27 protein-coding genes and 2 pseudogenes are annotated in these 25018 nt (G+C 37.3%); 25 read left to right on the top strand and 4 right to left on the bottom strand.

What is annotated here, in order from left to right:
* The first annotated feature begins 59 nt into the window (after nt 1-59).
* The 5 genes from RCG21_RS24750 to RCG21_RS24730 all read left to right on the top strand — a co-directional run bounded on the left by RCG21_RS24750 (nt 60) and on the right by RCG21_RS24730 (nt 5581).
* Complete coding sequence (locus RCG21_RS24750) at nt 60-776, top strand: response regulator transcription factor (RefSeq protein WP_133335829.1); 717 nt, start codon at nt 60-62, stop codon at nt 774-776.
* The gene (locus RCG21_RS24745; protein WP_133335831.1) at nt 773-2566 is read left to right on the top strand and encodes an ATP-binding protein; all 1794 of its coding nucleotides are present in this window, start codon (nt 773-775) and stop codon (nt 2564-2566) included. The genes RCG21_RS24750 and RCG21_RS24745 overlap by 4 nt, the downstream gene beginning before the upstream one ends.
* Nucleotides 2567-2962: 396 nt before the next feature.
* Nucleotides 2963-3514 carry an RNA polymerase sigma factor SigX gene (gene sigX / locus RCG21_RS24740; protein WP_133335833.1) on the top strand — a complete coding sequence of 184 codons (552 nt, stop codon included), beginning with the start codon at nt 2963-2965 and terminating at the stop codon, nt 3512-3514.
* Complete coding sequence (locus RCG21_RS24735; protein WP_133335835.1) at nt 3489-4673, top strand: RsiX family anti-sigma factor; 1185 nt, start codon at nt 3489-3491, stop codon at nt 4671-4673. The genes sigX and RCG21_RS24735 overlap by 26 nt, the downstream gene beginning before the upstream one ends.
* A gap of 170 nt (nt 4674-4843) precedes the next feature.
* Complete coding sequence (locus RCG21_RS24730; RefSeq protein ID WP_133335837.1) at nt 4844-5581, top strand: peptidoglycan DD-metalloendopeptidase family protein; 738 nt, start codon at nt 4844-4846, stop codon at nt 5579-5581.
* Between the two features lie 88 nt (nt 5582-5669).
* On the opposite strand, the gene RCG21_RS24725 is transcribed toward RCG21_RS24730, so the two are convergent.
* Complete coding sequence (locus RCG21_RS24725; RefSeq protein ID WP_026573327.1) at nt 5670-5918, bottom strand: ferredoxin; 249 nt, start codon at nt 5916-5918, stop codon at nt 5670-5672.
* Nucleotides 5919-6171: 253 nt separating this feature from the next.
* Here RCG21_RS24725 and RCG21_RS24720 point away from each other — a divergent pair, with 253 nt between their 5' ends.
* From RCG21_RS24720 to RCG21_RS24700, 5 genes are all read left to right on the top strand, one after another.
* Nucleotides 6172-7218, top strand: coding sequence for a YpbB family protein (locus RCG21_RS24720; RefSeq protein WP_308913874.1), 1047 nt, complete (start codon nt 6172-6174; stop codon nt 7216-7218).
* A complete protein-coding gene (locus RCG21_RS24715) occupies nt 7209-8717 on the top strand; it encodes a RecQ family ATP-dependent DNA helicase (RefSeq protein ID WP_133335841.1) in 1509 nt (502 codons plus the stop codon). The genes RCG21_RS24720 and RCG21_RS24715 overlap by 10 nt, the downstream gene beginning before the upstream one ends.
* Nucleotides 8714-9316, top strand: coding sequence for a CPBP family intramembrane glutamic endopeptidase (locus RCG21_RS24710; RefSeq protein ID WP_026573324.1), 603 nt, complete (start codon nt 8714-8716; stop codon nt 9314-9316). Before RCG21_RS24715 ends, RCG21_RS24710 begins: the two co-directional genes overlap by 4 nt.
* A complete protein-coding gene (locus tag RCG21_RS24705; RefSeq protein WP_133335843.1) occupies nt 9313-10026 on the top strand; it encodes a LysM peptidoglycan-binding domain-containing protein in 714 nt (237 codons plus the stop codon). Before RCG21_RS24710 ends, RCG21_RS24705 begins: the two co-directional genes overlap by 4 nt.
* A gap of 93 nt (nt 10027-10119) precedes the next feature.
* The gene (locus tag RCG21_RS24700) at nt 10120-10575 is read left to right on the top strand and encodes a YpbF family protein (protein ID WP_026573322.1); all 456 of its coding nucleotides are present in this window, start codon (nt 10120-10122) and stop codon (nt 10573-10575) included.
* A 29-nt stretch (nt 10576-10604) separates the two neighbouring features.
* Here RCG21_RS24700 and cotJC read toward each other — a convergent pair whose 3' ends face one another.
* Genes cotJC through RCG21_RS24685 form a run of 3 tightly spaced genes read right to left on the bottom strand, consistent with a single transcriptional unit; the run spans nt 10605 to nt 11686 of the window.
* Nucleotides 10605-11174: a spore coat protein CotJC gene (gene cotJC, locus RCG21_RS24695; RefSeq protein ID WP_026573321.1), complete on the bottom strand. Its 570-nt coding sequence runs from the start codon at nt 11172-11174 to the stop codon at nt 10605-10607.
* Nucleotides 11175-11198: 24 nt separating this feature from the next.
* Nucleotides 11199-11459 carry a spore coat protein CotJB gene (locus RCG21_RS24690; RefSeq protein WP_026573320.1) on the bottom strand — a complete coding sequence of 87 codons (261 nt, stop codon included), beginning with the start codon at nt 11457-11459 and terminating at the stop codon, nt 11199-11201.
* Nucleotides 11456-11686 (bottom strand): spore coat associated protein CotJA, encoded by a 231-nt coding sequence (locus tag RCG21_RS24685; protein WP_026573319.1) that lies wholly within the window; start codon nt 11684-11686, stop codon nt 11456-11458. The genes RCG21_RS24690 and RCG21_RS24685 overlap by 4 nt, the downstream gene beginning before the upstream one ends.
* Before the next feature lie 147 nt (nt 11687-11833).
* Between RCG21_RS24685 and RCG21_RS24680 the strand changes: the two genes are divergently transcribed.
* The 15 genes and pseudogenes from RCG21_RS24680 to RCG21_RS24610 form a co-directional block, all read left to right on the top strand.
* Nucleotides 11834-12469, top strand: a complete 636-nt coding sequence (locus RCG21_RS24680; RefSeq protein ID WP_133335845.1) for a CBS domain-containing protein — start codon at nt 11834-11836, stop codon at nt 12467-12469.
* 57 nt (nt 12470-12526) lie between these two features.
* Nucleotides 12527-12892: a hypothetical protein gene (locus RCG21_RS24675; protein WP_133335847.1), complete on the top strand. Its 366-nt coding sequence runs from the start codon at nt 12527-12529 to the stop codon at nt 12890-12892.
* Between the two features lie 25 nt (nt 12893-12917).
* Nucleotides 12918-13683, top strand: a pseudogene (locus tag RCG21_RS24670) (metallophosphoesterase).
* An 85-nt stretch (nt 13684-13768) separates the two neighbouring features.
* Nucleotides 13769-14350 (top strand): genetic competence negative regulator, encoded by a 582-nt coding sequence (locus RCG21_RS24665; protein ID WP_133335851.1) that lies wholly within the window; start codon nt 13769-13771, stop codon nt 14348-14350.
* A 228-nt stretch (nt 14351-14578) separates the two neighbouring features.
* Entirely contained in the window at nt 14579-15856 is a 1278-nt protein-coding gene (locus RCG21_RS24660) for a Glu/Leu/Phe/Val family dehydrogenase (protein ID WP_133335853.1), read from the top strand.
* 260 nt (nt 15857-16116) lie between these two features.
* A complete protein-coding gene (locus tag RCG21_RS24655) occupies nt 16117-17085 on the top strand; it encodes a YpdA family putative bacillithiol disulfide reductase (RefSeq protein ID WP_133335855.1) in 969 nt (322 codons plus the stop codon).
* A gap of 85 nt (nt 17086-17170) precedes the next feature.
* Entirely contained in the window at nt 17171-17860 is a 690-nt protein-coding gene (gene prsW / locus RCG21_RS24650; protein WP_133335857.1) for a glutamic-type intramembrane protease PrsW, read from the top strand.
* Nucleotides 17861-18217: 357 nt separating this feature from the next.
* Nucleotides 18218-18919 carry a spore cortex-lytic enzyme gene (gene sleB / locus RCG21_RS24645; RefSeq protein ID WP_235824836.1) on the top strand — a complete coding sequence of 234 codons (702 nt, stop codon included), beginning with the start codon at nt 18218-18220 and terminating at the stop codon, nt 18917-18919.
* A 12-nt stretch (nt 18920-18931) separates the two neighbouring features.
* Entirely contained in the window at nt 18932-20281 is a 1350-nt protein-coding gene (gene ypeB, locus RCG21_RS24640) for a germination protein YpeB (RefSeq protein WP_133335861.1), read from the top strand.
* Nucleotides 20282-20344: 63 nt separating this feature from the next.
* On the top strand, nt 20345-20524 hold the full coding sequence (locus RCG21_RS24635; RefSeq protein WP_133335863.1) for a YpfB family protein: 180 nt from the start codon (nt 20345-20347) through the stop codon (nt 20522-20524).
* Between the two features lie 365 nt (nt 20525-20889).
* Nucleotides 20890-21567, top strand: a complete 678-nt coding sequence (gene cmk, locus RCG21_RS24630; RefSeq protein ID WP_133335865.1) for a (d)CMP kinase — start codon at nt 20890-20892, stop codon at nt 21565-21567.
* Between the two features lie 2 nt (nt 21568-21569).
* On the top strand, nt 21570-22151 hold the full coding sequence (locus tag RCG21_RS24625) for a lysophospholipid acyltransferase family protein (protein ID WP_133335867.1): 582 nt from the start codon (nt 21570-21572) through the stop codon (nt 22149-22151).
* Nucleotides 22152-22308: 157 nt separating this feature from the next.
* Complete coding sequence (gene rpsA / locus RCG21_RS24620; RefSeq protein WP_133335869.1) at nt 22309-23448, top strand: 30S ribosomal protein S1; 1140 nt, start codon at nt 22309-22311, stop codon at nt 23446-23448.
* A gap of 12 nt (nt 23449-23460) precedes the next feature.
* Nucleotides 23461-24519: a type 2 isopentenyl-diphosphate Delta-isomerase gene (fni, locus tag RCG21_RS24615; RefSeq protein WP_133335871.1), complete on the top strand. Its 1059-nt coding sequence runs from the start codon at nt 23461-23463 to the stop codon at nt 24517-24519.
* A gap of 306 nt (nt 24520-24825) precedes the next feature.
* Nucleotides 24826-25005 (top strand): annotated as a pseudogene (locus RCG21_RS24610) (transposase); the annotation flags it as partial.
* Between the last annotated feature and the right edge of the window lie 13 nt (nt 25006-25018).

Here is a 25018-nt window from a genome sequence, read left to right as displayed (position 1 = left end):
TGAAAATATAGCAAAAAATAAACTCATTTTGTAAAATAACAACATGGGGGGATTATTTAATGGAAAAAGACGTAAAAATCTTAGTTGTAGATGATGAGGAAAGAATTCGCCGACTTTTAAAAATGTATTTAGAGCGTGAAAATTATATGATTGACGAAGCTGAAGATGGAGAAGAAGCTTTATCTAAAGCGATAGAGAATGATTATGACTTAATTCTTTTGGACCTTATGATGCCTGGTAAGGATGGTATCGAGGTCTGCCGTGAACTGCGGGAAAAGAAAGCGACCCCTATCATTATGTTAACGGCGAAAGGTGAAGAGATCAATCGAGTGCAAGGCTTTGAGGTTGGTACAGATGACTATATTGTAAAACCTTTTAGCCCTAGGGAAGTTGTCCTGCGTGTAAAAGCTTTATTGAGAAGATCGTCTCAAACAAGTTTTTTACAAACTGAAACGACGACAAAAGACGTTATCGTATTTCCATTTTTAACAATTGATAATGATGCACATAGAGTTACTGCAGAGGGAAAAGAAGTAAGTTTAACACCAAAAGAGTATGAATTGCTATATTTCCTGGCAAAAGCTCCCGATAAAGTTTTTGACCGAGAACAATTATTAAAAGAAGTATGGCATTATGAATTTTTTGGAGATTTGAGGACGGTAGATACCCACGTAAAACGTCTTCGAGAGAAATTAAACAAAGTATCTGAACAGGCTGCCAGAATGATTGTAACCGTTTGGGGTGTCGGATATAAATTTGAGGTTGTAAATGGATGACCTTTCTACGAAGTGTAGTAGGTAAACTATGGATTACCATTCTATTACTGGTATCAGTTGTACTGTTTATTCTAACAGTGATGCTCCTCGAATTTTTTCAAAACCAAAACATTCTTGAAACAAAAGATAAATTAACTCATTCTGCAGAAAAAATTGCCCGTGTGTTGGAAGAGCATCCGAATGATCAATTTTCGCTTGCATTGGAGATATCATGGGAAATAATCGATGACGTTACAAAAGTAGTCATTGTTAAAAATGACGATGAGATTTACTACTCACCAAATACAAAAAAAGCAACGAAATTGACCATTTCAGATATTAAAAAAGACACTGAATTGGCAAAGGTTTTTAAAGAAAATAAAACGGTAGAAAAGGTTTCGGATTTTGCAGTAGACCAAAGTGACGGTAATCAAGAAGCAAGCTATTCTATTATTGGAGTGCCGCTTCATTTACCAAATGGAAAAATGGGCGCAGTTTTCATCTATCAGTCCTTAAAGGACATGCAGGAAACAACCCATTCGACAACACGATTTATTTTACTTGTCGCTGGAGTTGCTATTATCTTAACTACTATATTTGCCTTCTTTTTATCAACGCGAATTACAGCGCCACTACGAAAGATGCGAGAGGCGGCATTTGAAGTGGCGAGAGGGAAGTTTGATACAAAGGTTCCAATACTCACCCATGATGAAATTGGTGAGTTAGCAACGGCTTTTAATCAGATGGGAAGACAATTAAAATTCAACATGAATGCACTTAACCAAGAAAAAGAACAGCTTGCAAGCATCCTGAGCAGTATGGCAGACGGGGTTATTACCTTTAATCGTGATGGTACCATCTTAATTACTAATCCACCTGCAGATCGGTTTCTTCAATATTGGTACTATGAAAAAGGCCTATCGTCCCATTCAGAGGCAATTCCATCGAAAGTCATGGAACTATTCCAACAAGCTGTTGATACCGAAAAAGAGAAAATTGGTGAAATTTCTCTTCAGGGGCGTCATTGGGTCATTTTAGTGAGTCCGCTTTACAGCAACCGGTTTATACGGGGGGCTGTCGCGGTTTTACGTGATATGACGGAAGAACGGCTGCTTGAAAAAATGCGAAGAGATTTTATTGCCAATGTATCACATGAACTAAGAACACCTATTTCGATGCTGCAAGGATATAGTGAAGCAATTGTCGATGATATTGCGGAAACACAGGAAGAGAAAAAAGAGATGGCAAAAGTAATCTATGACGAATCATTAAGAATGGGACGCCTTGTGAATGAACTTCTTGATTTGGCAAGGATGGAAGCGGGACATATTCAATTAACGGTGGAGGAAGTTAATCTTTCTTCCTTTATAAATAGGATTATTCATAAATTCCAAGGTCTTGCCAAAGAGCATGAAATCTTATTAAGTTCATATATCGGGAATATAGTCAGTCCAATTTCTTTCGACCCAGATCGCATTGAACAGGTGTTGACCAATCTGATTGATAATGCCATTAGGCATACCCCAAAGGATGGAAGAGTGACATTAAAAGTTTCCGAGGAGAATAATAGAATTGTCATGGAAGTTGCTGATTCAGGTTCTGGTATTCCTGAGGAAGATTTACCGTTTGTATTTGAACGTTTTTATAAGGCAGATAAAGCCCGTACTCGGGGAAGGTCTGGGACTGGTTTAGGACTTGCTATTGCCAAGAATATTATTGAAGCCCATCGCGGACATATTTCCGTTCATAGTAAAATCGGTCAAGGAACGACATTTTCCTTCTTTCTTCCTCGAAAACAGGGAAAAGAGTGAATATTTTGACGATTGTTCTTGATACACAAGAAACATTTCAACTCATCCAATCAAAAATGGATGAGTTTTTTGTTTTAGGCAATGTTGTTAATTTCTTACCTATAAAGATTGGAGCGCAAATCAACCGAAATCACCTCTAAGAAATTCCTTCCTTTTTAACGGAAAAAAGTCTATATTTAGAGGAATAGAAAAATATTTTGGACTTTGAGAATTGTCCAGCTCCAGCGCCTAGCCCCTATAGGATGCTTCAGCCCTGCCGATGAAGTCAAAGAGCGACTTCACCGTCAGGGCCTCCAGCACTTGTCGGGGCTTACCAAGGCGCTTATGCTTTTCTAATAAAGTTGAAACTTTTTATACATAAATGTCGACTAATCTTTTGAACGGGGAGGGGAATAGATGGACTCCGTTTTCGATGAGTTATATCATAAATATCATCATGACGTATTTCAATTTCTATTTTATATGGTTAGAAATAAAGAACATGCCGAGGATCTTGTCCAAGAGGTCTATATTCGCGTATATAAATCTTATAGCCATTTTGAGGGGAAAAGCAGTGAAAAGACATGGCTATATTCAATTGCCAGAAATGTTGCCATCGACTTTTTCCGTAAGCAAAAAGGTTGGAAGGACCGTTTATTAGAAAAGTTTGATTGGTCCACAAGTCAAGTGAGGGACGAATACCCTATTCCAGAGGAAATAACGGTTCAAAAAGAAGAAATTATGAGTGTATACAAATGTTTGGAATATTGCACTGTAGATCAAAGAGCTGTTATTATTCTTCGTTATATCCACGATTTATCAATTGCAGAGACCGCCGAAACACTTGGCTGGACGGAAAGCAAGGTCAAAACTACCCAGCACCGTTCCTTAAAGATATTAAAGAAACAGATGGATTTACTTTCTGAAAAGGAGGGATTAAAAAGTGAAAAAGTCAGAGTGGAGCGATAAGCAGCTCGAAGAACTACTACGGCAAATGCCTAAAATTAAAGATCATCGCAATCCTCGTGACATTTATCAAAACCTTTCTTTAAAAAGGCGGAAGAAGCCAGCTTGGATTTTACCCGCAATAGCTTCAGCAGCTGCAGTACTTCTCATCGTAATTTTAATTCCAAAAATTCTTGTTAGTAATCAGATTTTCATGGATCAAGCAGATGAAAAGTCTAACAAAAAAATGGAACTTTTATCAGATAAACAAGAAAAAACAATAGAGATGAAAAAAGGCGAATCTTCTTCGAAAGCATTAGATTCATCAGGGACAGAGAAGTATGGACTTATGAGAGGGATGAATCAGAATACAGCTGCATATGAAGGGGATGTTGGAAATAGAAAGGTTTTAACCTATTGGATACCAGACCATCAAGGTCAGATTTTGATTCCTGTTTCCACGATCGTCAATCGAAAGAATAATCAATCATGGATGAGCCTATTCAATGAATATATGGTTCAGTTAAAAGAGGAAAAATGGGGGTTAAGTGATTTTTACCCTATGAATGCAACGCTATCCTTAAATGCAAAGGGCGATAGTGTGAATGTAGACGTTCCGAAAGACCATCCATATGGCCAAGGGGCAAATGAAACTATTTTTGTAAACGCAATAAAAAAGGATATTTCCACGAACAGTCATGTAAAAAGAATAAGGTTTTCAACCAATCGTCAACCCGGCATTGAATTAGGGGATTATGGTCATTTGGAAGAACTTAATGCTGAAAATGAAAGGCAAAGGGCTTTTTTCCTTTTTGTTCCCAGAAATCAGGATAAACCTTTTTTAGTTCCGTCACAAGATAAATATAATACCTTAAAAGCGGCCTTTGTGGCAATGAAAAAGGATCAATCTGAAGGGGGATTAAAAGCTTCTATTTTACCTGCAATAAAATTTAAGAAGATGTTAATAAGAAAGAATACCCTTTTTCTAACCCTAAAAGAAAAATCAATGATGGAGGATTCACAGAATACGATTTATTCGATTGAGGCTTTATTATTAACGGCAAAAGAGTTTGGAATAAAATCCGTTTTCATTCTTAATGCGCCATTAAAACGGGTAGGCAACTTTGATTTAACAAAAGAAATTAAAGTGCCCCTGGCACCCAATCTCCGATCTACCCCTTAATGTATGAAAGATCAACCCAATAGGTTGATCTTTTTCAATGTATAAAAAGATAAACCAATCCAAATTATAACAAGTATGCTTTACCATTCCTCTCCCAAGGAGGTTCTAAATGGAATCTAAATAACATATGGTGTGTTGGAGAGGAACAGATTTAAGGAGGAAAGTTAGTAATGTTGGATTATGTTAAAAGGTTTTTGATTGCTGCTATTTTGGCGGTTTGTGTCAGTTTGTTATTTTTAGGGGGAAGGCATACTGAAGCTAGCATGCTAAAGGCAAACGAAGTAAAAATTGATTGGATTTGGCCAGCAGATGGTGTTATTTCTGATACATATGGAACAAGATTTGGGAAACATAAAGGGATTGATATAGCAGGAAAATTAAATTCTCCTGTTTTAGCTGTTGACGATGGAGTAGTGGTCAAATCCTACTACTCTAATACATATGGAAATGTGGTTTTTATTAAACACCCAAATCAATTTGTTACCGTTTATGCTCATTTATTACAGCGTTTTGTAACAGAAGGACAAGCGGTCAAACAAGGAAAAATGCTTGGGAAAATGGGTAGAACGGGGCAGGCTACTGGTGTTCACCTTCATTTTGAAACACATGAATCAGCCTGGACCTATGATAAAAAAAATGCTTTTGACCCTGAAAGGCTATTAGGAAAGGCGGAGGTAGGGGAAACCGTCCAAGGGGGAATTGCAAGCAGTCGGGACAGTATCGTAGCCGCAAGCTCGAATTATCTGCGTGAATCACGGATAAATGTAAATCAATATATTGTTAAGAAAGGTGACACCTTGACCTCGATTGCCAAGAAAAGCAACCTTTCCATTGAAAAAATTAAAAATCTGAATCGGCTTAAATCTGATTTAATTAAACCAAAACAAATATTGATTGTTCCTGAATAAAAAAAACCCGCAAACCAGCGGGTTTTTTTTATGCATTAAACCCTCTCTGTTCTAAAGAGGGTTAGTAGCTTAACCAATGTTAGCTGGTTTATTCAAATTTAGTTGGATTACCATCGAATGGCTCTTCAGCAACCTTGATTGAATCAGTTGGACAGCCTTCAAATGCATCCATCATGTCATCGATTAATACGTCCGGAATTTCAACAATCCCTTCGTTATCGTCAAGAGTTACAAATGCAATGCCTTCATCATCATAATCATAAATGTCTGGTGCAGCTGCCCCGCAAGCACCACAAGCAATGCAAGTCTCTTTGTCAACAATTGTGTACTTCGCCATGAAAAAAAACCTCCCAAAAAATAACAAAAATTAATATTACTCTTTTCCACTATAAATGGAAAAGCATTTCTCTTACCTATTGTAAAACTGTATGTGTAACTTTTCAATAGAAAAATGGTTACAAATCAATGGCTGTTTTAGCATGCCCAATATTCTTCAACATTTTCATGAAACCAGATTGTTCATTTCATGGTAGAATATAATAGAAAAATGACTGAAATTGTCGATGAATTCAAAAAAGTGGTGGAGCCGGATGCAATCCTTAGAAAACATTATTCTTTATTGCCTAAAGCAATTAAATGGGGAACGGACAATTTATTCCATTTACCATCTGTTAAATGGAAAAAAATCGTCACAAACTATCCAAGATGCACACCTATATTCACTTAAAAATTTTTTTCGGATTATTGAACCTTTCCCAAGAGAATCCTTTGAAAGCATCATTCAAAGGATTCTTGATACAGGATGGATTAATCCCAGTGGCGACCATCATTTTTTACTTACACCCACAGGTGAACTTCATTTGAATAATCATCCCTTGCCTCGCTATTTGAAAGGCTGGGAATATCAACATTTTGCTAATCCTTTTTGGGAAAGACTTTCTTTACTTGTTCAGGTTATTTCCAATTTAGTTCATCAAGAAAGCCGGTATATTCCTATACAAAAAAACAAAGATACTCATTTATGGTTGAAAGAGGTTGTAAAAAAATTCAAACATTCTCGAGATGACTTAGGAAGATTGCTTTTTATAGAATTAACCGATGTCTTTGATACAACGCCGGACGTCAATCCCGATGTACTGATATATCGATTAACTGGTTATCGGCAAATTGGTTTAACAGAGGGACAAAACGCAAAAATGTTAAATATGGAAAACCCTGAGTATCATATTGAATTTATCAATATCATTCATTATTTAATCCAAACGATAGAGGCCAATTTTGAACGTTATCCACTTTTATCATCCATTTTTCATGGACGTAGGAAAAATGATTCATTAACAATCTCTGCACGAAAAACTTGGGACTTATTGAAAAAAGGGTATAGCATCGAAGAAATTGTACAGATGCGCCATTTAAAACAAAGTACAATAGAAGACCATCTTGTGGAATTTGCCTTAAATATAGATGATTTTTCAATCGAAAAATATGTAGATAAAGAATTGCAAAATAAAATCATGAATCTTGCTTTTCAATTGCACACAAGGCAATTGAAAATAATCAGGAATAGTTTGACTCAGGCAAGTTATTTTCAAATTCGCCTTGTGTTGGCAAAGTATGGTGAATTGCGATGGAATTAGAAACATTATTAAAAAAGCATTTTGGGTTTGATACTTTTAAAAACGGACAAAAGGAAGTTATTTCATCGATTTTAGCCGGCAATGATACTTTAGCTATTCTTCCTACTGGTACGGGAAAATCTCTTTGCTACCAGTTCCCAGGATATGTCCTACACGGACAAATTATTATTATTTCGCCGCTTTTATCGCTTATGCAGGATCAGGTAGAACAGTTAATGCAGATGGGTGAAAAACGTGTAGTAGCTTTAAATTCCTTTCTTTCCTCTGAAGAGAGAAAAAATGTTCTGCAAAACCTAAGGAAATACAAGTATATTTTTATTTCACCGGAGATGCTCGGTATTGATTTTATGATTCGTAAACTTCAAGAACTTTCGATTTCGCTGTTCGTTATTGATGAAGCACATTGTATTTCCCAATGGGGCTATGATTTTCGACCTGATTACTCAAGAATAGGTTATATTCGTAAGAGATTAGGAAACCCCCTTACGCTTGCCCTCACTGCTACTGCTACCAGGAAGGTTAAGGAAGATATCGTCCAATCCCTGAATCTTCAAGAGGTTGAAATAATTGAGTCCACCGTAGATCGCCCTAATATTGCCTATTATGTAGAAAAACTAGCAGATATCCCCGAAAAACAACGGCGGGTTCTGGAGCTCGTTTCAAAACTGCAAACACCAGGTATCATTTATTTTTCAAGTAAAAAAGCTGCAGAAAAAATGGCGTCATATTTGGTGGAGAATGGTGTATCAAAAGTGATGGCTTACCACGGTGGACTGGATCACGAGCAGAGAATTTTAATACAACAGCAATTTATTTACGGTCAATTAGATGTCATCTGTGCTACGAGTGCATTTGGAATGGGAGTAAATAAAGAAAATATTCGGTTTATTATACACTTTCATATGCCTATGCAGCTTGAGTCGTACCTGCAGGAAATCGGCAGGGCAGGGAGAGACGGTTTACCAAGTGTTGCGATATTTTTATACTCCCCTTGGGATGAACAGCTTCCGTTACAGCTCGCAGAAGGTGAACTTCCTTCAGAACAGCAGCTGGACTGGCTGTTCACCAGAATAAGACAAGATTTTAATACTTATCAAGATTTTTCCGATAAGAGTCATCAATTTATTGAAAATGGCGGATTTTCAGAAATTCAGTGGCGAATCATTCAAACCTTCATTAAGCAATACAAGGAAGTAACAGGACCGGAAGAATTAAAGGAAATCATCTCGGATTATGTAATGGAAAGACGTTCAATTAAAAAAAGTAATATTTACTTAATGAAAAAATGGGTGGAAACCGACACCTGCAGAAGGGAATTTATTTTAAACTATTTTGAGGAGACATCGATTCAAAACAATGTAAAGCTTTGTTGTGATTGTTGTGGGATGGATCTTTTTAATTATCAATCCTTTAATAAAAAGGATTCTAAGGACAAAAACCCAAAGAAATGGAAAGAATATCTTGAGAAAATTTTAATCAATTGTGAGATGAGTGAATGAAAAATAAGTATAATGATTTAATTAGGGGGTTAACAGATCGAGAATTATTATTCCATCTGTATATGACTCAAATTATTCTAATAACCATTTCTATTATTTTAGGTATTTTATTATTTGATCATTTTTCTTTTTTACGCTATTTCCGCCTGAATGATATTAGGATTGTAAATATAGGCCTGCCTGCCGGAATCCTGGTTGTAATCGTAGATATTACCTTAATGAAATGGCTGCCATCTTCTTTTTATGACGATGGCGGGCTCAATGAGCGTATATTTAAAAATAAAAATATACTTCAGATTATCTGGATTGCCGCACTTGTGGCTTTTAGTGAGGAATTATTATTCAGAGGGATCATTCAAACAAAGATTGGATTGATTTTTGCAAGTGTTATTTTTGCCGTGATTCACTATCGGTATCTATTTAATTGGTATTTGTTTTTTAATATAGTATTGTTAAGCTTTTTTATTGGATTTATATATGAGTGGACAAATAATTTTGCGGTTACAATTGTGATGCATTTCGTAATCGATTTTTTATTGGGGATGTATATAAAAATTAGACAAAAGAAGTATGACGAATGGGAAGGGGACGCACCATGAATCCAGAGGAACCATATAGAGATCAGGCTGAGCGATTAAAACGCCGAATTGAAAAAATAAATGAAAAGCCGGAAAATGGTGAACGGTTACCTCCAAGAGGCCAGCTTCACCGTCAAAAACCGAAAAAAACCAAGGTGAAATTAAAATATCCGATCATCCGACTATTGGTTTTATTGTTTATCCTTCTGCCAATCACCTGTTTCAGCATCATCTCTTACTATCATGGAAAAAAGATAACCGGAGCAGAGAAAGTCTCAGGGAATCAATCAGGGTATGAATCCATCAAACTGGAAACGTCACAGCAAGATAAAGAGGCTGGCTCGGACATTTCTGAGTCTGAAAAGAAGGAAGTAAAACAAGATAGCAGTGACTTAAATGCTAAAAGTGATGATAATAAAACGGAACCAGCATCCAGCCAGCTGCCGGAAAAAAGTGAAGAGCCCAAAAAACCTGAACAGAACAAAACAGTCAAGCGTCAAACTGGGCAAAATGAAATGGAAAAAAGTAAAACCGATCAGCTTAAAACGGCTGCTCCAGCTGAGAAACGTAAATTAGTTTATCATACCGTTCAACCAAAGGAAACATTATTTAGAATTGCGATGAACTATTATCATTCTAAGTCCGGGATTAACATCATTCGAGATGCAAATCATCTTCAGAATAATCAAATTTATACGGGACAGGTTCTAAAAATCCCCTTAAATAACTAACCGATCAGACAAAAAGTGATCGGTTTTTTAATATTTTAAACATAATTCACCGGACAAGTTCATATCGTTATAAGGAGAAATGGAGGGGGATGAATGGATACTCCAATCCTTAAATTACAATATACGGATGAAACCACGAAACATATTCTAGAAAATGTCCGAAAAAGAAAGAAAAAGTTTGACGATGCAAAAAAACTGCATAATTATTGGATCATGGCAACCCTTGTCGTGTCATTTATATATCTGTATTACTTCTATATTACGATAGGAAAACAATATTCTTATTCCTTTTTTGCCATGTTTTCTGTTTCAGTGAGCGATTTAAAAAATTTAATTTTATTAGCCATGACCATCTTAATGTATGGGTGGATGAATGTATTAAAGCAAAAAAAAGACAAGTTCGAGAAAGAATATCATGATTTACGATGTGAAATTGTAGATAGAAGTAAGGATTTATGGAAAAAGGAAGAACAATGGAAAAATCGCCATGTTGATTTTGAAATCATAAAAAAAACCTATGACATTAATCTCTATCATGCGAAAAAATAAGAAGCAGCCTATTGGCTGCTTCTACTAGATTAGAAAATCTTCTTACGGTCACGTTCTTCTTTAAGGATTTCTACTGCTTCTCGGAAACGCTGGGAGTGCACAATTTCCCGTTCACGCAGAAAACGAAGACTGTCGTTAATATCCGGGTCATCACTTAAATTAATTAACCATTGATAGGTAGCCCGGGCTTTTTCTTCTGCAGCAATGTCTTCATACAAATCTGCAATTGGATCTCCTTTTGCTTGGATATATTGAGTGGTAAAAGGTATCCCTGCAGCATTATGGTAGAATAATGCCCCGTCGTGATCCGCATAATGAGCACCGAGCCCGGCTGCTTTTAATTGTTCAGGTGTGGCATCTTTTGTTAATTTATACACCATTGTGGCAATCATTTCAAGATGGGCAAATTCCTCTGTTCCAATATCCGTTAAGAGGCCAATTACTTTATCGGGAATGGTATACCGTTGATTTAAGTATCTTAAGGCAGCAGCTAATTCCCCATCAGCGCCTCCGTATTGTTCAATTAAGTACTTTGCTAATGTTGGATTACAGGTACTTACTCTTACGGGGTATTGTAATTTTTTCTCATAAATCCACATGTAATCACCCTCTCTTTATCTGTTCTAAACCTGCCAAGGCCAAGGTGTATCATCCCAATTCCAAGGGTGACTGGAGTAGCTGTTGCCAAATTGCAATAGTGGGCCAAACTGGCTTTCGAAGGCTTTTTTCAAACGCTTCCTTTCTTTTGCATAGTGATTAAATTGGTTAATGGCCTCAAGATCGTCATTGTGTGTATCAAGGTAAAGTGTGAGCTCTACTAAAACAAAATCCACTGCTTGCAGCTGCTCCATCAATTGATAGTATTCAGGAGGAACCTGTTTCATGAAGGTAAGCCTCCTTTAGATTTTTCATAAGAGTTATAGTATGGGTCATAAAAATCTTTCCATAATGTCCCTGCCCTAAGGGCCTCCATGGGTGAAAATTGTGGTAAATTTGGCGGTTGAAATCCCATATATAAATGGGGAGGGGTCGAATAAGTTTTTACTGTAATCGGCTTACAAGGGTCGAATGGGCTTGCATAAGGATGATAGGTTTTGTTATGAGTATTCATATTAAACCTCCTTGTTTTAACATCATAGATAAATATATGATGTTAATTGGGAAACATGACACTAAACTTTAACAACAAAGTGGGGTTTTGGACGAGATTGTTGAACTATAATAAGGATGTAGGATTAAAAGTCTAGAGGTGATGGAATTGTTCGTAAAAAACATGATGATACCTAAGCACGAGTGTTTTACAGTTCAACATAATCAAACATTGAAACAAGCATTGACACAATTAGAAGAACACCAAATTGATGGTTTACCGGTACTCAATGGAGCAAAGTATGTAGGTGTTGTCACTCGATATGGGATATACGAAAACTTTTTTAAATCCAATCAACAGCGTGATGACTTTCTATCTACCACAACCGTAAATGAAGTTGCAACACACCATGATGATTTCTTAGAAGGTGGGGAAGTATTTGAAAAGACACTTCTGGAACTTAAAGATTTTCCACTGCTGGCAGTTGTAGATTCAAGTGGTAACTTTCTTGGTGTCGTAACACGTTCAGATGTGTTAAGTGCATTTGAAAGTGCATTTGGCGTACATCGCCCAGGTGTCCGAATAGCCTTTACTTCGGTTGAAACGGAGGGCCGAATCGCCCGCCTTTCGGAAATTGCCCATCATTTCCACGAGCACATTATCTCTCTGGTTACATTTGATGAAACCGATAAACTTGTTCGTAGAATAGTAATGAAGGTTGAAAAGAAGGATAATATAGATAAGTTTACAAAGAAACTGGAAGAGCATGGGTTTAGAATTTTAAATATTCAAGAAGATGAATAATATGGTCTTAGGAAAGAAATTATTTCCCTCTCATACATTTGTATGGGAGGGATTTTTTTGGCAGCGAGTATTTGGAAACTTTGCATAGTCTTTTTATGTGGATACCTTATAAATAAATGGATTCCAATCAACCACCCTTTTATTTTAACTGATTTCCTTATTCGATTTATCGTTAAGCCATTAGAATTTTTTGCGGGATCGATTGCATTTTTTATTGGGCTCGTTGTGAATGCTCGATACATACGTGAAACTATTTTGAAGAAAAAACATCTTCAAGAGCAAAAGCGCCGGGGATGGGAAGTACTTGCTGCATTATCAGGCTTACTACTGATTTTTTCAGTGCATTTTTATATAGGACCTGAATTGACACTTCTCTTTTTTAGTTTAAGTTTTCTTTATGGTATTATTTCCGTAGAACGTTAGAACGTGTAAAGGGGAAACTTTGAAAATGGTTATAATCATCATTGTTTTATTGGTAGGTATTTGCCTTTTGTTTTATATGATCAGAGAAGCATTTCTAAATCAAGTAAGGGAAGAGGAAATTGAATTTAGTGATTTTCCAAAATCATTTGGTAAGGTTTCTCTTTTTTATCTCCGATATACACCGGCGCAGTATTTCGGACAAAATTATTCATGCAGTAAAAGGTAGAACCGATATCGTCATTATCGGAGGGGATTTAACAGAAAAAGGTGTACCATTTTCAAAAGTAAAGGAAAATCTGAAAAAATTAAAAAGCCTTGGACCTGTTTATTTTGTTTGGGGAAATAATGATTATGAAGTGGATTATCATGAGTTAGATGCGATCTTCTTGGACTTTGGGGTTAAGGTTCTCGATAATACAGCTGTAACCTTTGAATCAGGGGAAGGCGATAAATTATGTTTATTAGGAGTTGATGATTTAAGTCAAGATCGGGACCGGCTCGATTTCGCGCTTATGGATGCGGATCCAAATAGCTTTAAAATTCTTGCCAGTCATTATCCTAATATAACAGATAAAATTAAAGCCCAAGATGAAATTAGGCTGGTGTTAAGCGGACACACACATGGAGGGCAAATTCATATTCTTGGATATAGTCCATTCAAAAAAGGGCAATTGAAAAAGTTAGAGAATACCACGCTCCTGATCAGTAACGGTTACGGGACAACAACTGTTCCGTTAAGGCTGGGGGCACCTGCAGAAAGCCATTTAATTACACTGAAAAAAGGAATCTAAGCGATTGGTGAGGTAGACAATTCACCATTAAACGGCGATGACATACACTAAACACAAGAGTTAGGTCACGGCAGGGGGCAAAAGCATGCGCTTAGAACGCTTAACAGCCAATAAAATTAAAATTTTCTTAACCTCTGATGATTTATTTGAAAGAGGCCTCTCCAAGGAGGATATTTGGAAGGATTCGATAAAATGGCATCAGCTCTTTCATGATATGCTGGAAGAGGCAAGTGAGGAATTTGATGTTGAGATACAGGGTTCAGTTGCAGTGGAAATTTTTTCTTTACAGGCTCAGGGAATGATTATGATTATTACCGTCGATGAAACGGCTGAAGATGAGGAATCCTTATTCGATGGCTTTATTGAAATGCAGGTTAGGGTTGAAGGTTCTGAAGATCTTTTGTATGAGTTTGCAAGTTTTGAAGATATCATAAATCTTTCGAAAAGGCTTAGTTTAATTAATATTTTGGCTGGTACATTGTTTTCGATGAATGACCGTTATTATTTACTTATCAATAAATTGGATGCTATAACAAACGAACGAGCAGCATCTCTGCTATCTGAATATGGGGAGCCTTCTATACTTAGTCCATACATGCTTGAGGAATATGGCAAAAAAATAATTGAAAAAAAAGCGGTGGAAACCATCCTCCATTTTTTTAAATAGGTTTTTAGCCTGTTTAGGAGGGGGCCACCGCTTCTTTCTGCCCAAATTATGAATTGGATATTCAGATTCCAGAGAATCCCTTATACATAAGAGTGGCAGCGTTTACACAAAATTTTTTTAAGAAAAAGGAAAAGTATATTTTTCTTCTTGCATTAATCATTTAAAAGTGTATACTTGTGTCTGAAAGCGGACAACATTCGTAAAAGAGATATCTTAGGAGGTTTACAAATGGTAGCCGAAAATGGTACTGAAAAGACTAATCAAGAGGAAACGAATAATGTGTTAAAATCTACACAAACCGTTATTCATAAAGCCCTTGAAAAATTAGGTTATCCTGAAGAGGTATATGAACTATTAAAAGAACCGTTACGCATGATGACAGTGAAAATTCCAGTTCGTATGGATGACGGTTCAATAAAAATATTTACTGGCCATCGTGCCCAGCATAATGATGCTGTTGGTCCTACAAAGGGCGGTATTCGTTTCCATCCTGGTGTGACAGAGACAGAAGTAAAAGCCCTTTCGATTTGGATGAGTTTGAAATGCGGTATTGTTGACCTTCCATATGGCGGCGGTAAAGGCGGAATCGTCTGTGACCCTCGCGATATGTCTTTTAGAGAGCTTGAAAGATTAAGCCGTGGCTACGTGCGTGCTATCAGTCAAATCGTTGGACCTACTAAAGATATTCCTGCTCCAGACGTATTTACAAATTCGCAAATTATGGCTTGGATGATGGATGAATATAGCCGAATTGATGAATTTAACTCACCTGGATTTATTACAGGAAAGCCACTTGTTCTAGGAGGATCCCATGGCCGTGATTCTGCTACAGCGAAGGGCGTAACAATCTGTATTCGCGAAGCTGCGAAAAAGAAAGGTATCCAAATCGAGGGTGCAAGGGTTGTCGTTCAGGGCTTTGGTAATGCAGGAAGCTATTTGTCTAAATTTATGCATGATGCGGGTGCAAAAGTAGTAGGGATTTCAGATGCATATGGAGCACTTTACGATCCAAATGGACTTGATATTGACTATTTATTGGATCGCCGTGACAGCTTTGGAACAGTGACTAAATTATTTAATAATACGATTTCAAATAAAGAATTGCTTGAACTTGAATGTGATATTCTTGTTCCTGCTGCAATTGAAAATCAAATTACCAAGGATAATGCACACGATATTCGTGCTAAGATTGTTGTTGAGGCAGCAAACGGTCCGACAACACTTGAAGCAACTGAAATCCTTACAGAGCGCGGTATCCTGCTTGTACCTGACGTATTGGCATCTGCCGGCGGTGTAACAGTTTCTTACTTTGAGTGGGTGCAGAATAACCAAGGTTACTACTGGTCTGAAGAAGAAGTAGAAGAAAAACTTGAAAAAATAATGGTAAAATCATTTAACAGTATTTATGATACAGCACAAACACGCCGCGTCGATATGCGCCTTGCAGCCTATATGGTTGGCGTAAGAAAAATGGCAGAGGCAAGCCGTTTCAGAGGCTGGATTTAAGTTAAAACATTGAAACCTTATAAAAAAACTCCTATCATAGTGGTGGGAGTTTTTTTTTATTTATAAATCATTGTTGAATTTCAAAACTAGTTGATTGGAGAGGAAGGCGCGAAGACTCATGCGGGGACGGGAAAGGGAAGACCCCACAGGCGCTTAAGCGCCGAGGAGGCTCCCCAGACCGCCCGCGAACCGCTCGCGCCTGGAGCGGAAATCAATAGCCATGTATAAACATATACAATTCATTAAGGAGTGCATTCGTTATGCAAAATGAAGATATAATCATTGTCGGAGGCGGACCATGCGGCCTAGCTGCAGCCATCTCTTTAAAAGAAATAGGAAAAAACCCACTTGTTATTGAAAAGGGAAATGTTGTGAATGCTATTTATCATTATCCAACACATCAGACTTTTTTTAGTACGAGTGAGAAATTAGAAATTGGAGAAGTCCCTTTTTTAACAGAAAATTATAAGCCTCGCCGTAATCAAGCATTGGTTTATTACCGGGAGGTTGTAAAAAGAAAAAAATTACGTGTTCATGCATACGAAAAAGTAGTGGAAGTAATGAAACAGGGGGAAAGGTTTGTCGTAAAGACGGATAAACGCACCTACGAGGCTCCTTACGTAATAATTGCAACGGGGTATTACGATCACCCCAACTATATGAATGTGCCTGGTGAAGATCTTTCAAAGGTTTTTCATTATTTTAAAGAAGCACATCCTTATTTTGATAAAGATGTTTGCGTAATCGGTGGTAAAAATTCCAGTGTGGACGCTGCGATTGAACTTGAAAAGGCTGGGGCAAGAGTTACGGTTTTGTACAGAGGGAATGAATATTCTCCAAGTATTAAACCCTGGATACTTCCTGAATTCGAAGCATTGGTTCGTAATGAAATGATTTCGATGGAATTTAGGGCACATGTAAAAGAAATTACTGAAAAGCAAGTGACCTATGTAAAGGATGGGGTAGAGCATACAATAGACAATGATTTTGTTTTTGCTATGACCGGTTACCATCCGGACCATCATTTTCTAAAAACGATGGGGATTGATATTGATCGGGAATCTGGGAGGCCTTGCTATAATCCAGATACGATGGAAACAAACATAAGCGGTATTTTTATCGCTGGAGTTATTGCTGCGGGTAACAATGCAAATGAAATATTTATTGAAAATGGACGTTTCCACGGGGGTCTCATTGCAAAATCCATCATGGAAAAAGAAAACAAATAATTATATTTAACTAGAAGAATCTTTCATTTCATTTAAGTTCGTTACATGATACGATATAAAAAACGGATTGAAAAGAGGATCCTAGATGCTGGCAATTTTATCAGCGGGAATTGCTCCCGGGTTAGCCTTATTAAGTTATTTTTATTTAAAAGATGAATATGAAACGGAACCTATTTCTGTTGTTCTGAGAACCTTTATGTATGGAGCCCTTCTTGTTTTCCCAATTATGTTTATCCAGCATGTATTTGAAACGGAACACCTCATAAAGTCTGAAGTGATTGATGCTTTCTTGACCTCAAGCCTATTGGAGGAATTCTTCAAGTGGTTTATTCTTTTTTATGCCATATACTCACATGTTGAATTTGATGAACCCTTTGATGGAATTGTTTATGGAGCTGCAGCTTCTTTAGGGTTTGCCACTGTAGAAAATATTTTTTATTTAGTTGCTAATGGAATTGAGCATGCTGTAACAAGGGCATTACTCCCCGTTTCAAGCCATGCCCTTTTTGGTGTTATTATGGGTTTTTATATTGGAAAGGCAAAATTTACAGAAGGTTTAAAGATGAAATGGATCATTCTTTCACTGCTCTTACCTTTTATTCTCCATGGTGTTTATGATTATATTCTAATAACCCAAGAAAATTGGATTTATATTATTTTCCCTTTTATGATTTTTCTTTGGTGGTTTGGATTAAGGAAGGTTAAAACGGCGAAAATACTTAGTGCAAATCATTTTAAAAAGAAATACTCTGTTGAAAAATCCCTTCAGTCTTAATGAAGGGATTTTTTTTGCATAGGCTTTGTTAAAGAACAATGTTGATTTTTAAACAGCGTTGATTGGAGCGGAAGGTGCGAGACTCCTGCGGGAGCAGCGGGACAGGTGAGACCCCACAGGCGCTTTAAGCGCCGAGGAGGCTCACCGCCCGCCCCGCGGAAAGCGAGCATCCTGGAGCGGAAATCAACAACCAAGTTTAACACAGCCTTTGCATAAAAGTAGCCAAACAATTGTATGAATAAAATTTCCATGAAAACAAAAAATAGGGTTACTGTAAAAAGATTTACATCTGGGGGTTACAATTCCATGAAAAAGAAAAAAATCCTAATGAAAATTTTCATTTTTAGCTCTTTTTTGATGATGATATTTTCGTTGGTGGAACCGAACAAAACGAAAGCTTTTAGCAACCAAGTCATCCAGCGAGGAGCGGTAGGCGAAGATGTAATTGAGCTTCAATCACGGCTTAAATATATCGGTTTCTACCATGGAAAGATTGATGGGGTTTTTGGATGGAGTACATATTGGGCATTAAGGAATTATCAATATGAATTCGGGCTTCCTATTGATGGGTTTGCAGGTGAATCAACGAAGGCTAAATTGCTCAAATCAACCAAATATAATCGATCGAATGTTTCTCAGAATAATACACCAGCCAAAAAAGCTGCTTCCAAAAAGCCAGCTGCATCGAATACTCCAAGTGGATTTTCTCAAAATGATATACAGTTGATGGCGAATGCTGTACATGGCGAATCACGGGGAGAACCCTATATAGGTCAGGTTGCAGTTGCGGCTGTCATATTAAATCGAGTGAACAGTGCGAATTTCCCTAATACGGTTTCAGGGGTAATATTTGAACCCGGGGCCTTTACGGCAGTAGCAGATGGCCAGATCTGGCTAACCCCGAATGAAACATCGAAAAAAGCGGTTATCGATGCAATCAATGGCTGGGACCCAACAGGCGAAGCTTTGTATTATTTTAATCCTGCAACGGCAACGAGTCCGTGGATTTGGTCTCGGCCACAAATTAAGAGAATTGGGAAACATATTTTTTGCAAATAAGGAGGTGTAGAGATGATTAGAGGAATCTTAATCGGGGTTTTGACCATTGGTGTTGCCGGAACCGCCTTTTGGGGGTATCAAGAACACCAAGAAAAAAATGCAGTCCTTTTAAATGCTGAAAACAACTACCAACGAGCATTTCATGGTCTTACCTATCAAGTAGATTTATTGCACGATAAAATCGGAACCACACTGGCGATGAATTCAAGACACTCATTATCACCATCTCTTGCAGAGGTATGGAGAATTACTTCAGAGGCCCATAATGATGTTGGTCAATTGCCGCTAACATTGCTTCCCTTCAATAAAACGGAGGAATTCTTAGCGAATATTGGGAATTTTAGTTATCGTACAGCGATAAGAGATTTAGATAAGGAACCGCTGACGGATAAAGAATATAACTCCTTGAAGGTTCTTTATAAACAGTCAGGAGAAATTCAAAACGAACTTCGGAATGTTCAAGCAATGGTATTAAAAAATAACCTACGCTGGATGGATGTTGAACTCGCATTAGCTTCAGGCAAGGAAATGACAGACAATACCATTATTGATGGTTTTAAAACGGTAGAAAAAACGGTAACAGGCTACGACGAAACGGACTTTGGGCCAACCTTTGCCAATATGCAAAAAAAAGATGAAAACTTTAAAAATATTAAAGGAAAGAAAATTACACGGACTGAAGCAGTAAGCGAAGCAAAAAAATATATGAAGTTTGATGGGGATTCTAAAGTAAAGGTTACTGAAAATGGAAAAGGTTCGGATTATGGATTTTATAGTGTTTCGATTAAAAATAGCAAAACAGGTCAAGAGGCAAGTATGGATGTTACCAAAAAAGGCGGATTTCCAATTTGGTTTATTAATCACCGGGATGTAAAAAAACAAACGATCAGCTTAAATGATGCGGGAAATCGAGCAGCAAAATTTTTAAAGGATCAGGGCTTTGAAGATCTAGAGTTGTTTGAAAGCACACAATATGATAATATCGGTGTTTTAAATTTTGTAACAACTCTTAACAAGGTTAGGGTTTATCCAGAATCCATTAAAGTTAAGGTTGCTCTTGATAATGGTGATATTATCGGTGTTTCTGCTGAAGAGTATTTAAAGACACATCATGATTGGAAAATCCCTTCACCTGTGATTACAATGAAACAGGCCCGTTCAAAGGTCAATCCTAAATTTAAAGTAATGGAAGACCGTGAGGCAATTATAGTGAACGATCTAAATAAAGAGGTATTGTGTTATGAGTTCCTCGGCACCATTGGGGAAGACACGTACCGAATTTTCATCAATGCGCAAAATGGAATTGAGGAAGATGTAGAAAAGCTCAAAAATGCTGAAGCCATTTATAGCGATGTTCTTTGAGTTCGTGAATAAAAATTAAAAATCGCTCCAATAATAGGAATAATTTATTATTGGAGTGATCCTATGAAAGTGTTAGAAAGAGTACTTATAAAAATGGTGATAATCCAATTTGTTTTTCTCATTTTAACTCAGATTTTATTACATCAACATGGTATTTTTCCAGAGTTAACACAATTAACAAAATATGAAGGTGTTAGTGAAAATTCATTTACTGAAATCATCCAAACCCTTTCCGGAAAATGAAAGCAGGTTGACTTTCTTCTCAGGCTGTCGAAAAATATTCGATAGTCTTTTATTTTATTCCTCTTATTTAATAATACACCGCGTTAATTTGTTATATTTTTATTAATATATGAGCTGTTTAACAGGTGTTAGCATGTACATATATTTATTAAAATTACGTTAGTTTGGATTCAAACATAATAAAAAATTCCCTTTCTCGAAACTCTGTGAAAGCAGGTTTACCAGCTTTCTTTTTCTTTTTTATAAGAATAGCTCTAATAAGAAATTCAAATATTAAGGAGTAAAAAAGGGAAGTATCCCAATTTCTTATGGTAAAATAAATAATAGAAGAGGTCCTAACGGATCATGAAGTTTTAGGAGGATTTATGGACAATAAGAAGATTTCAATCGCAATTGACGGTCCTGCTGCAGCCGGAAAAAGTACAGTAGCAAAAATTGCAGCGGAAAAATTATCGTATATATACATAGATACGGGAGCAATGTACCGGGCTTTAACATATAAAGCAATCCAGAAAAAATTAAATTTGGAAGATGAAGAAGCCCTATACGATACACTTCTCACAACCGAAATTGTATTGGCGCCGTCTGAAAATGGACAATTAGTTTATCTTGACCAAAGCGACGTTACAACCGCCATTCGTTCTGCCGAAGTAACTAACTCGGTTTCAATCGTTGCGAAACAACAAAAAATTCGTGAAGAAATGGTAAAAAGACAACAGGCACTTGCTTCAAATGGCGGTGTTGTGATGGACGGAAGAGATATAGGAACACATGTATTGCCCCACGCAGAAGTAAAAGTATTTTTACTGGCAAGTGTGGATGAAAGAGCTGAAAGACGTCATGCTGAAAATCTTGAAAAGGGATTTCCTTCCGATTTGGAAAAATTAAAGCAAGAAATTGCTCGTCGAGATAAAATTGATTCTGAAAGAGAGATTGCACCACTGAAAAAAGCGGATGATGCAGTTGAAATAGATACGACCTCAATGACCATTCCTGAAGTAGTTGAAAAAATAATGGAACTAGTGCAGGAGAGGGTTGGTTAAAAGTGAAATTTTATACTTTCGCTAAGTCTGTCGCCTATTCAATTTTAAAGCCTTTATATCGGATAGAAGCGATTGGGACCGAAAACTTTCCTAAAGAGGGTGGTGTTCTTTTATGTTCTAATCATATTAATAACTTTGACCCACCCGTTGTCGGTATTATGATTCCTAGAACGGTTTATTTTATGGCAAAGGAAGAATTATTTGCGGTTCCAATATTAGGGGATATTATTAGGAGATGTAATGCCTTTCCGGTGAAAAGAGGTATGAGTGATCGAGATGCCTTAAGAAAAGGGTTAAGTGTTTTAAAAGACGGTCATATTCTAGGGATTTTCCCTGAGGGTACAAGGAGTAAAACAGGGGAATTAGGAAAAGGTCTGGCTGGAGTCGGTTTTTTTGCCCTAAGATCGAATGCACAGGTTGTGCCATGTGCGGTAATTGGTCCATATAAAGCCTTTCGGAAATTAAAAGTTGTTTATGGAAAACCAATGCAAATGGATGAACTCAGAAAGGCAAAAGCATCCCCAGAAGAAGTGACTGATTTGATTATGGCGGAAATTCAGAAACTTATTACAGAGTACCGATAGGTTCTACTTGACAAAACAAGCTATTTATAAGAAGTTAAATAAAAGAGATTTTTTTAGAATATTCTCAAGCTTATCTTATGAAGTGTTTTTTTAATGGGATGGAGTAAACACCCCAATCTATAGATTTTTGCAGTAATTGGATTAAGGAGGAATACATATGTCGGAAGAAATGAATCAAGTAGAAGTAAGATCTTTTGAAGTTGGTGATAAAGTTACAGGACAAGTTTCAAAAGTAGAAGAAAAGCAGGTAGTGGTAAATCTTCAGGACAGTAAACTTGATGGAATTATTCCAATAAGTGAGCTCTCTAGCCTGCATATTGAAAAAGCTTCAGATGTTGTTTCAGAAGGCGATGAACTCGAACTAGAGGTACTGAAAGTGGAAGAGGATGCCTTGATTCTCTCCAAAAGAAAAGTAGATGCTCTGAAAGCCTGGGATCAACTCGAAAAGCAATTCCAAAATGGCGAAATTATTGAAACCGAGGTTAAAGATGTTGTTAAGGGTGGACTTGTTGTTGACCTTGGAGTTCGTGGTTTTGTACCAGCTTCATTAGTAGAGGCTTACTTCGTAGAAGATTTTTCGGATTATAAAGGAAAAAATCTAACCTTTAAAATTGTTGAACTTGATAAAGAAAAGAACCGCTTAATCCTTTCCCATCGTGCTGTGGTAGAGGAAGAAAAAGGGAAGAAAAAGCAAAATCTTCTTGACTCCTTAACTGCAGGACAAGTGATTGATGGAACAGTTCAAAGAATTACTGATTTCGGGGCTTTTGTTGATATCGGTGGTATTGATGGACTTGTTCATATTTCACAATTGTCGCACGAACATGTTGACAGACCAACAGATGTTGTTCAGGAAGGGCAAAAGGTCCAAGTTAAGGTACTAAACGTTGATCGTGATAATGAACGAATTTCTTTATCCATTAAAGAAACATTGCCTGGACCTTGGGCTAATATTTCAGAAAGAGCGCCAAAAGGTAGTGTTTTTGAAGGTATAGTGAAGAGAATTGTATCTTATGGTGCATTTGTGGAAGTTTTTCCTGGGGTGGAAGGCCTTGTCCATATCTCCCAGATTGCCCATAAGCATATCGCCACACCACATGAAGTATTAAAAGAAGGCCAAGAAGTGAAAGTTAAGGTTCTTGAAGTAAATGAACAAGAACAGCGTCTATCTTTAAGTATTAAAGAACTTCTTGAGAAAGATGTAGAAGAAAACTTCGACTATGAACTTCCTGAGGAGTCAAAAGGTTTTCAGCTTGGAGAAGTAATTGGTGAACAATTAAAGAATCTTAGAAAATAATGGTGATTTTACGTGTCTAGATTTGAACGAAAATGGGACCACATACGCTACGCCTTAGATAACAGGCAGGAACGCTCAGCAGCATTTGAAGATATTCATTTTATTCACCAGAGCTTACCGGATATTAATGTGTCCGATGTTCGAATAGACCATTCAATTGGCGAACTTTCTTTAAGTTCGCCAATTTTTATCAACGCAATGACGGGCGGCGGCGGTGAAAAAACCTTTGAAATTAATAAAGAGCTCGCTGCTGTTGCAAAAAATACTGGTATTGCAATGGCTGTAGGATCGCAAATGTCTGCGTTAAAAGACAAACAGCAGCAATACACGTATGAGGTTGTTCGAAGGGAAAATCCAACAGGGATTATTATTGCCAATCTTGGCAGTGAAGCTACACCGGAACAGGCAAAAGAAGCTGTTGAAATGATTGATGCAAATGCCTTGCAAATTCATTTAAATGTTATCCAGGAATTAGCCATGCCTGAAGGAGACCGGGATTTTTCTGGTGCAATGAAACGGATTGAAATGATCGTGGATGCGGTTGATGTACCTGTTATTGCAAAAGAAGTTGGCTTTGGAATGTGTAAAGAAACAGTTGAAAGGCTTTCATCTATCGGGGTTTCAGCTGTAGATGTAGGCGGTTTTGGCGGGACAAATTTTGCAGAAATCGAAAATAAGCGTAATAGGAAGCCGCTTGCTTTTTTTAATGAATGGGGGATTCCTACGGCTATCTCAATCCTTGAAGCATCAAACCATTCAAATCCAATTTCTATTATTGGCTCGGGTGGTTTTCGTACCAGTCATGACATTGCAAAAGGGCTGGCCATTGGAGCTAATGCAGTAGGGATGTCAGGTCATTTTTTGCGATTACTCGTAAAGAACGGAAGAGATGCATTACAAGAAGAGATTCATCGCTTTCACCAGGATTTAGTGATGATTATGACCGCAATAGGGGCAAAATCTATTTCAGAATTACAACGTGCTCCTGTGATGATTACCGGGTATACCTACCATTGGTTAAACCAAAGAGGATTTGATACAAAAATATTTAGTCAGCGCCGAATAAAATAAAGCTCTCGCTTTTCAGCGAGAGCTCAGACTGTCGACAAATCCGAAGAATTTTGGGTTTATCAACAGTCTTTTTTGTTTGGCTGCGTTATACTCGTCTGTTGATTTCCGTTCCAGGCGCTTCGCTTTCCGCGGGGCGGGCGGTGAGCCTCCTCGTCGCTAAAGCTCCTGCGGGGTCTCACCTGTCCCGCTGCTCCCGCGGGAGTCTTCGCGCCTTCCACTCCAATCAACAGTGTGTAAATATAAATATAGTACATTAACACAGCCCTTTATATAATTTAGGTAAAAGGTTTAAATGAGGTATATGAAATGCTTACTAAAAATACACAGATCAATCGTGATCAAGTAGAGATGATAGCCCTAGATCAACTTGTACCTGCTGATCATTTAGTTTGTAAAATGGAGGCTACAATAGATTTTTCATTTATCTATTCGATGGTTGAAGATTTATATTCAACTGAACCTGGACGCTCAAGTATTGACCCTGTGAAAGGCAGCCAAT

This window comes from Bacillus salipaludis, from assembly GCF_030938565.1.
Classification (GTDB): domain Bacteria; phylum Bacillota; class Bacilli; order Bacillales; family Cytobacillaceae; genus Neobacillus; species Neobacillus salipaludis_A.
The sequence above is the reverse complement of the archived record's forward strand: the minus strand, read 5'-3'. Positions and strand labels throughout refer to the sequence as shown.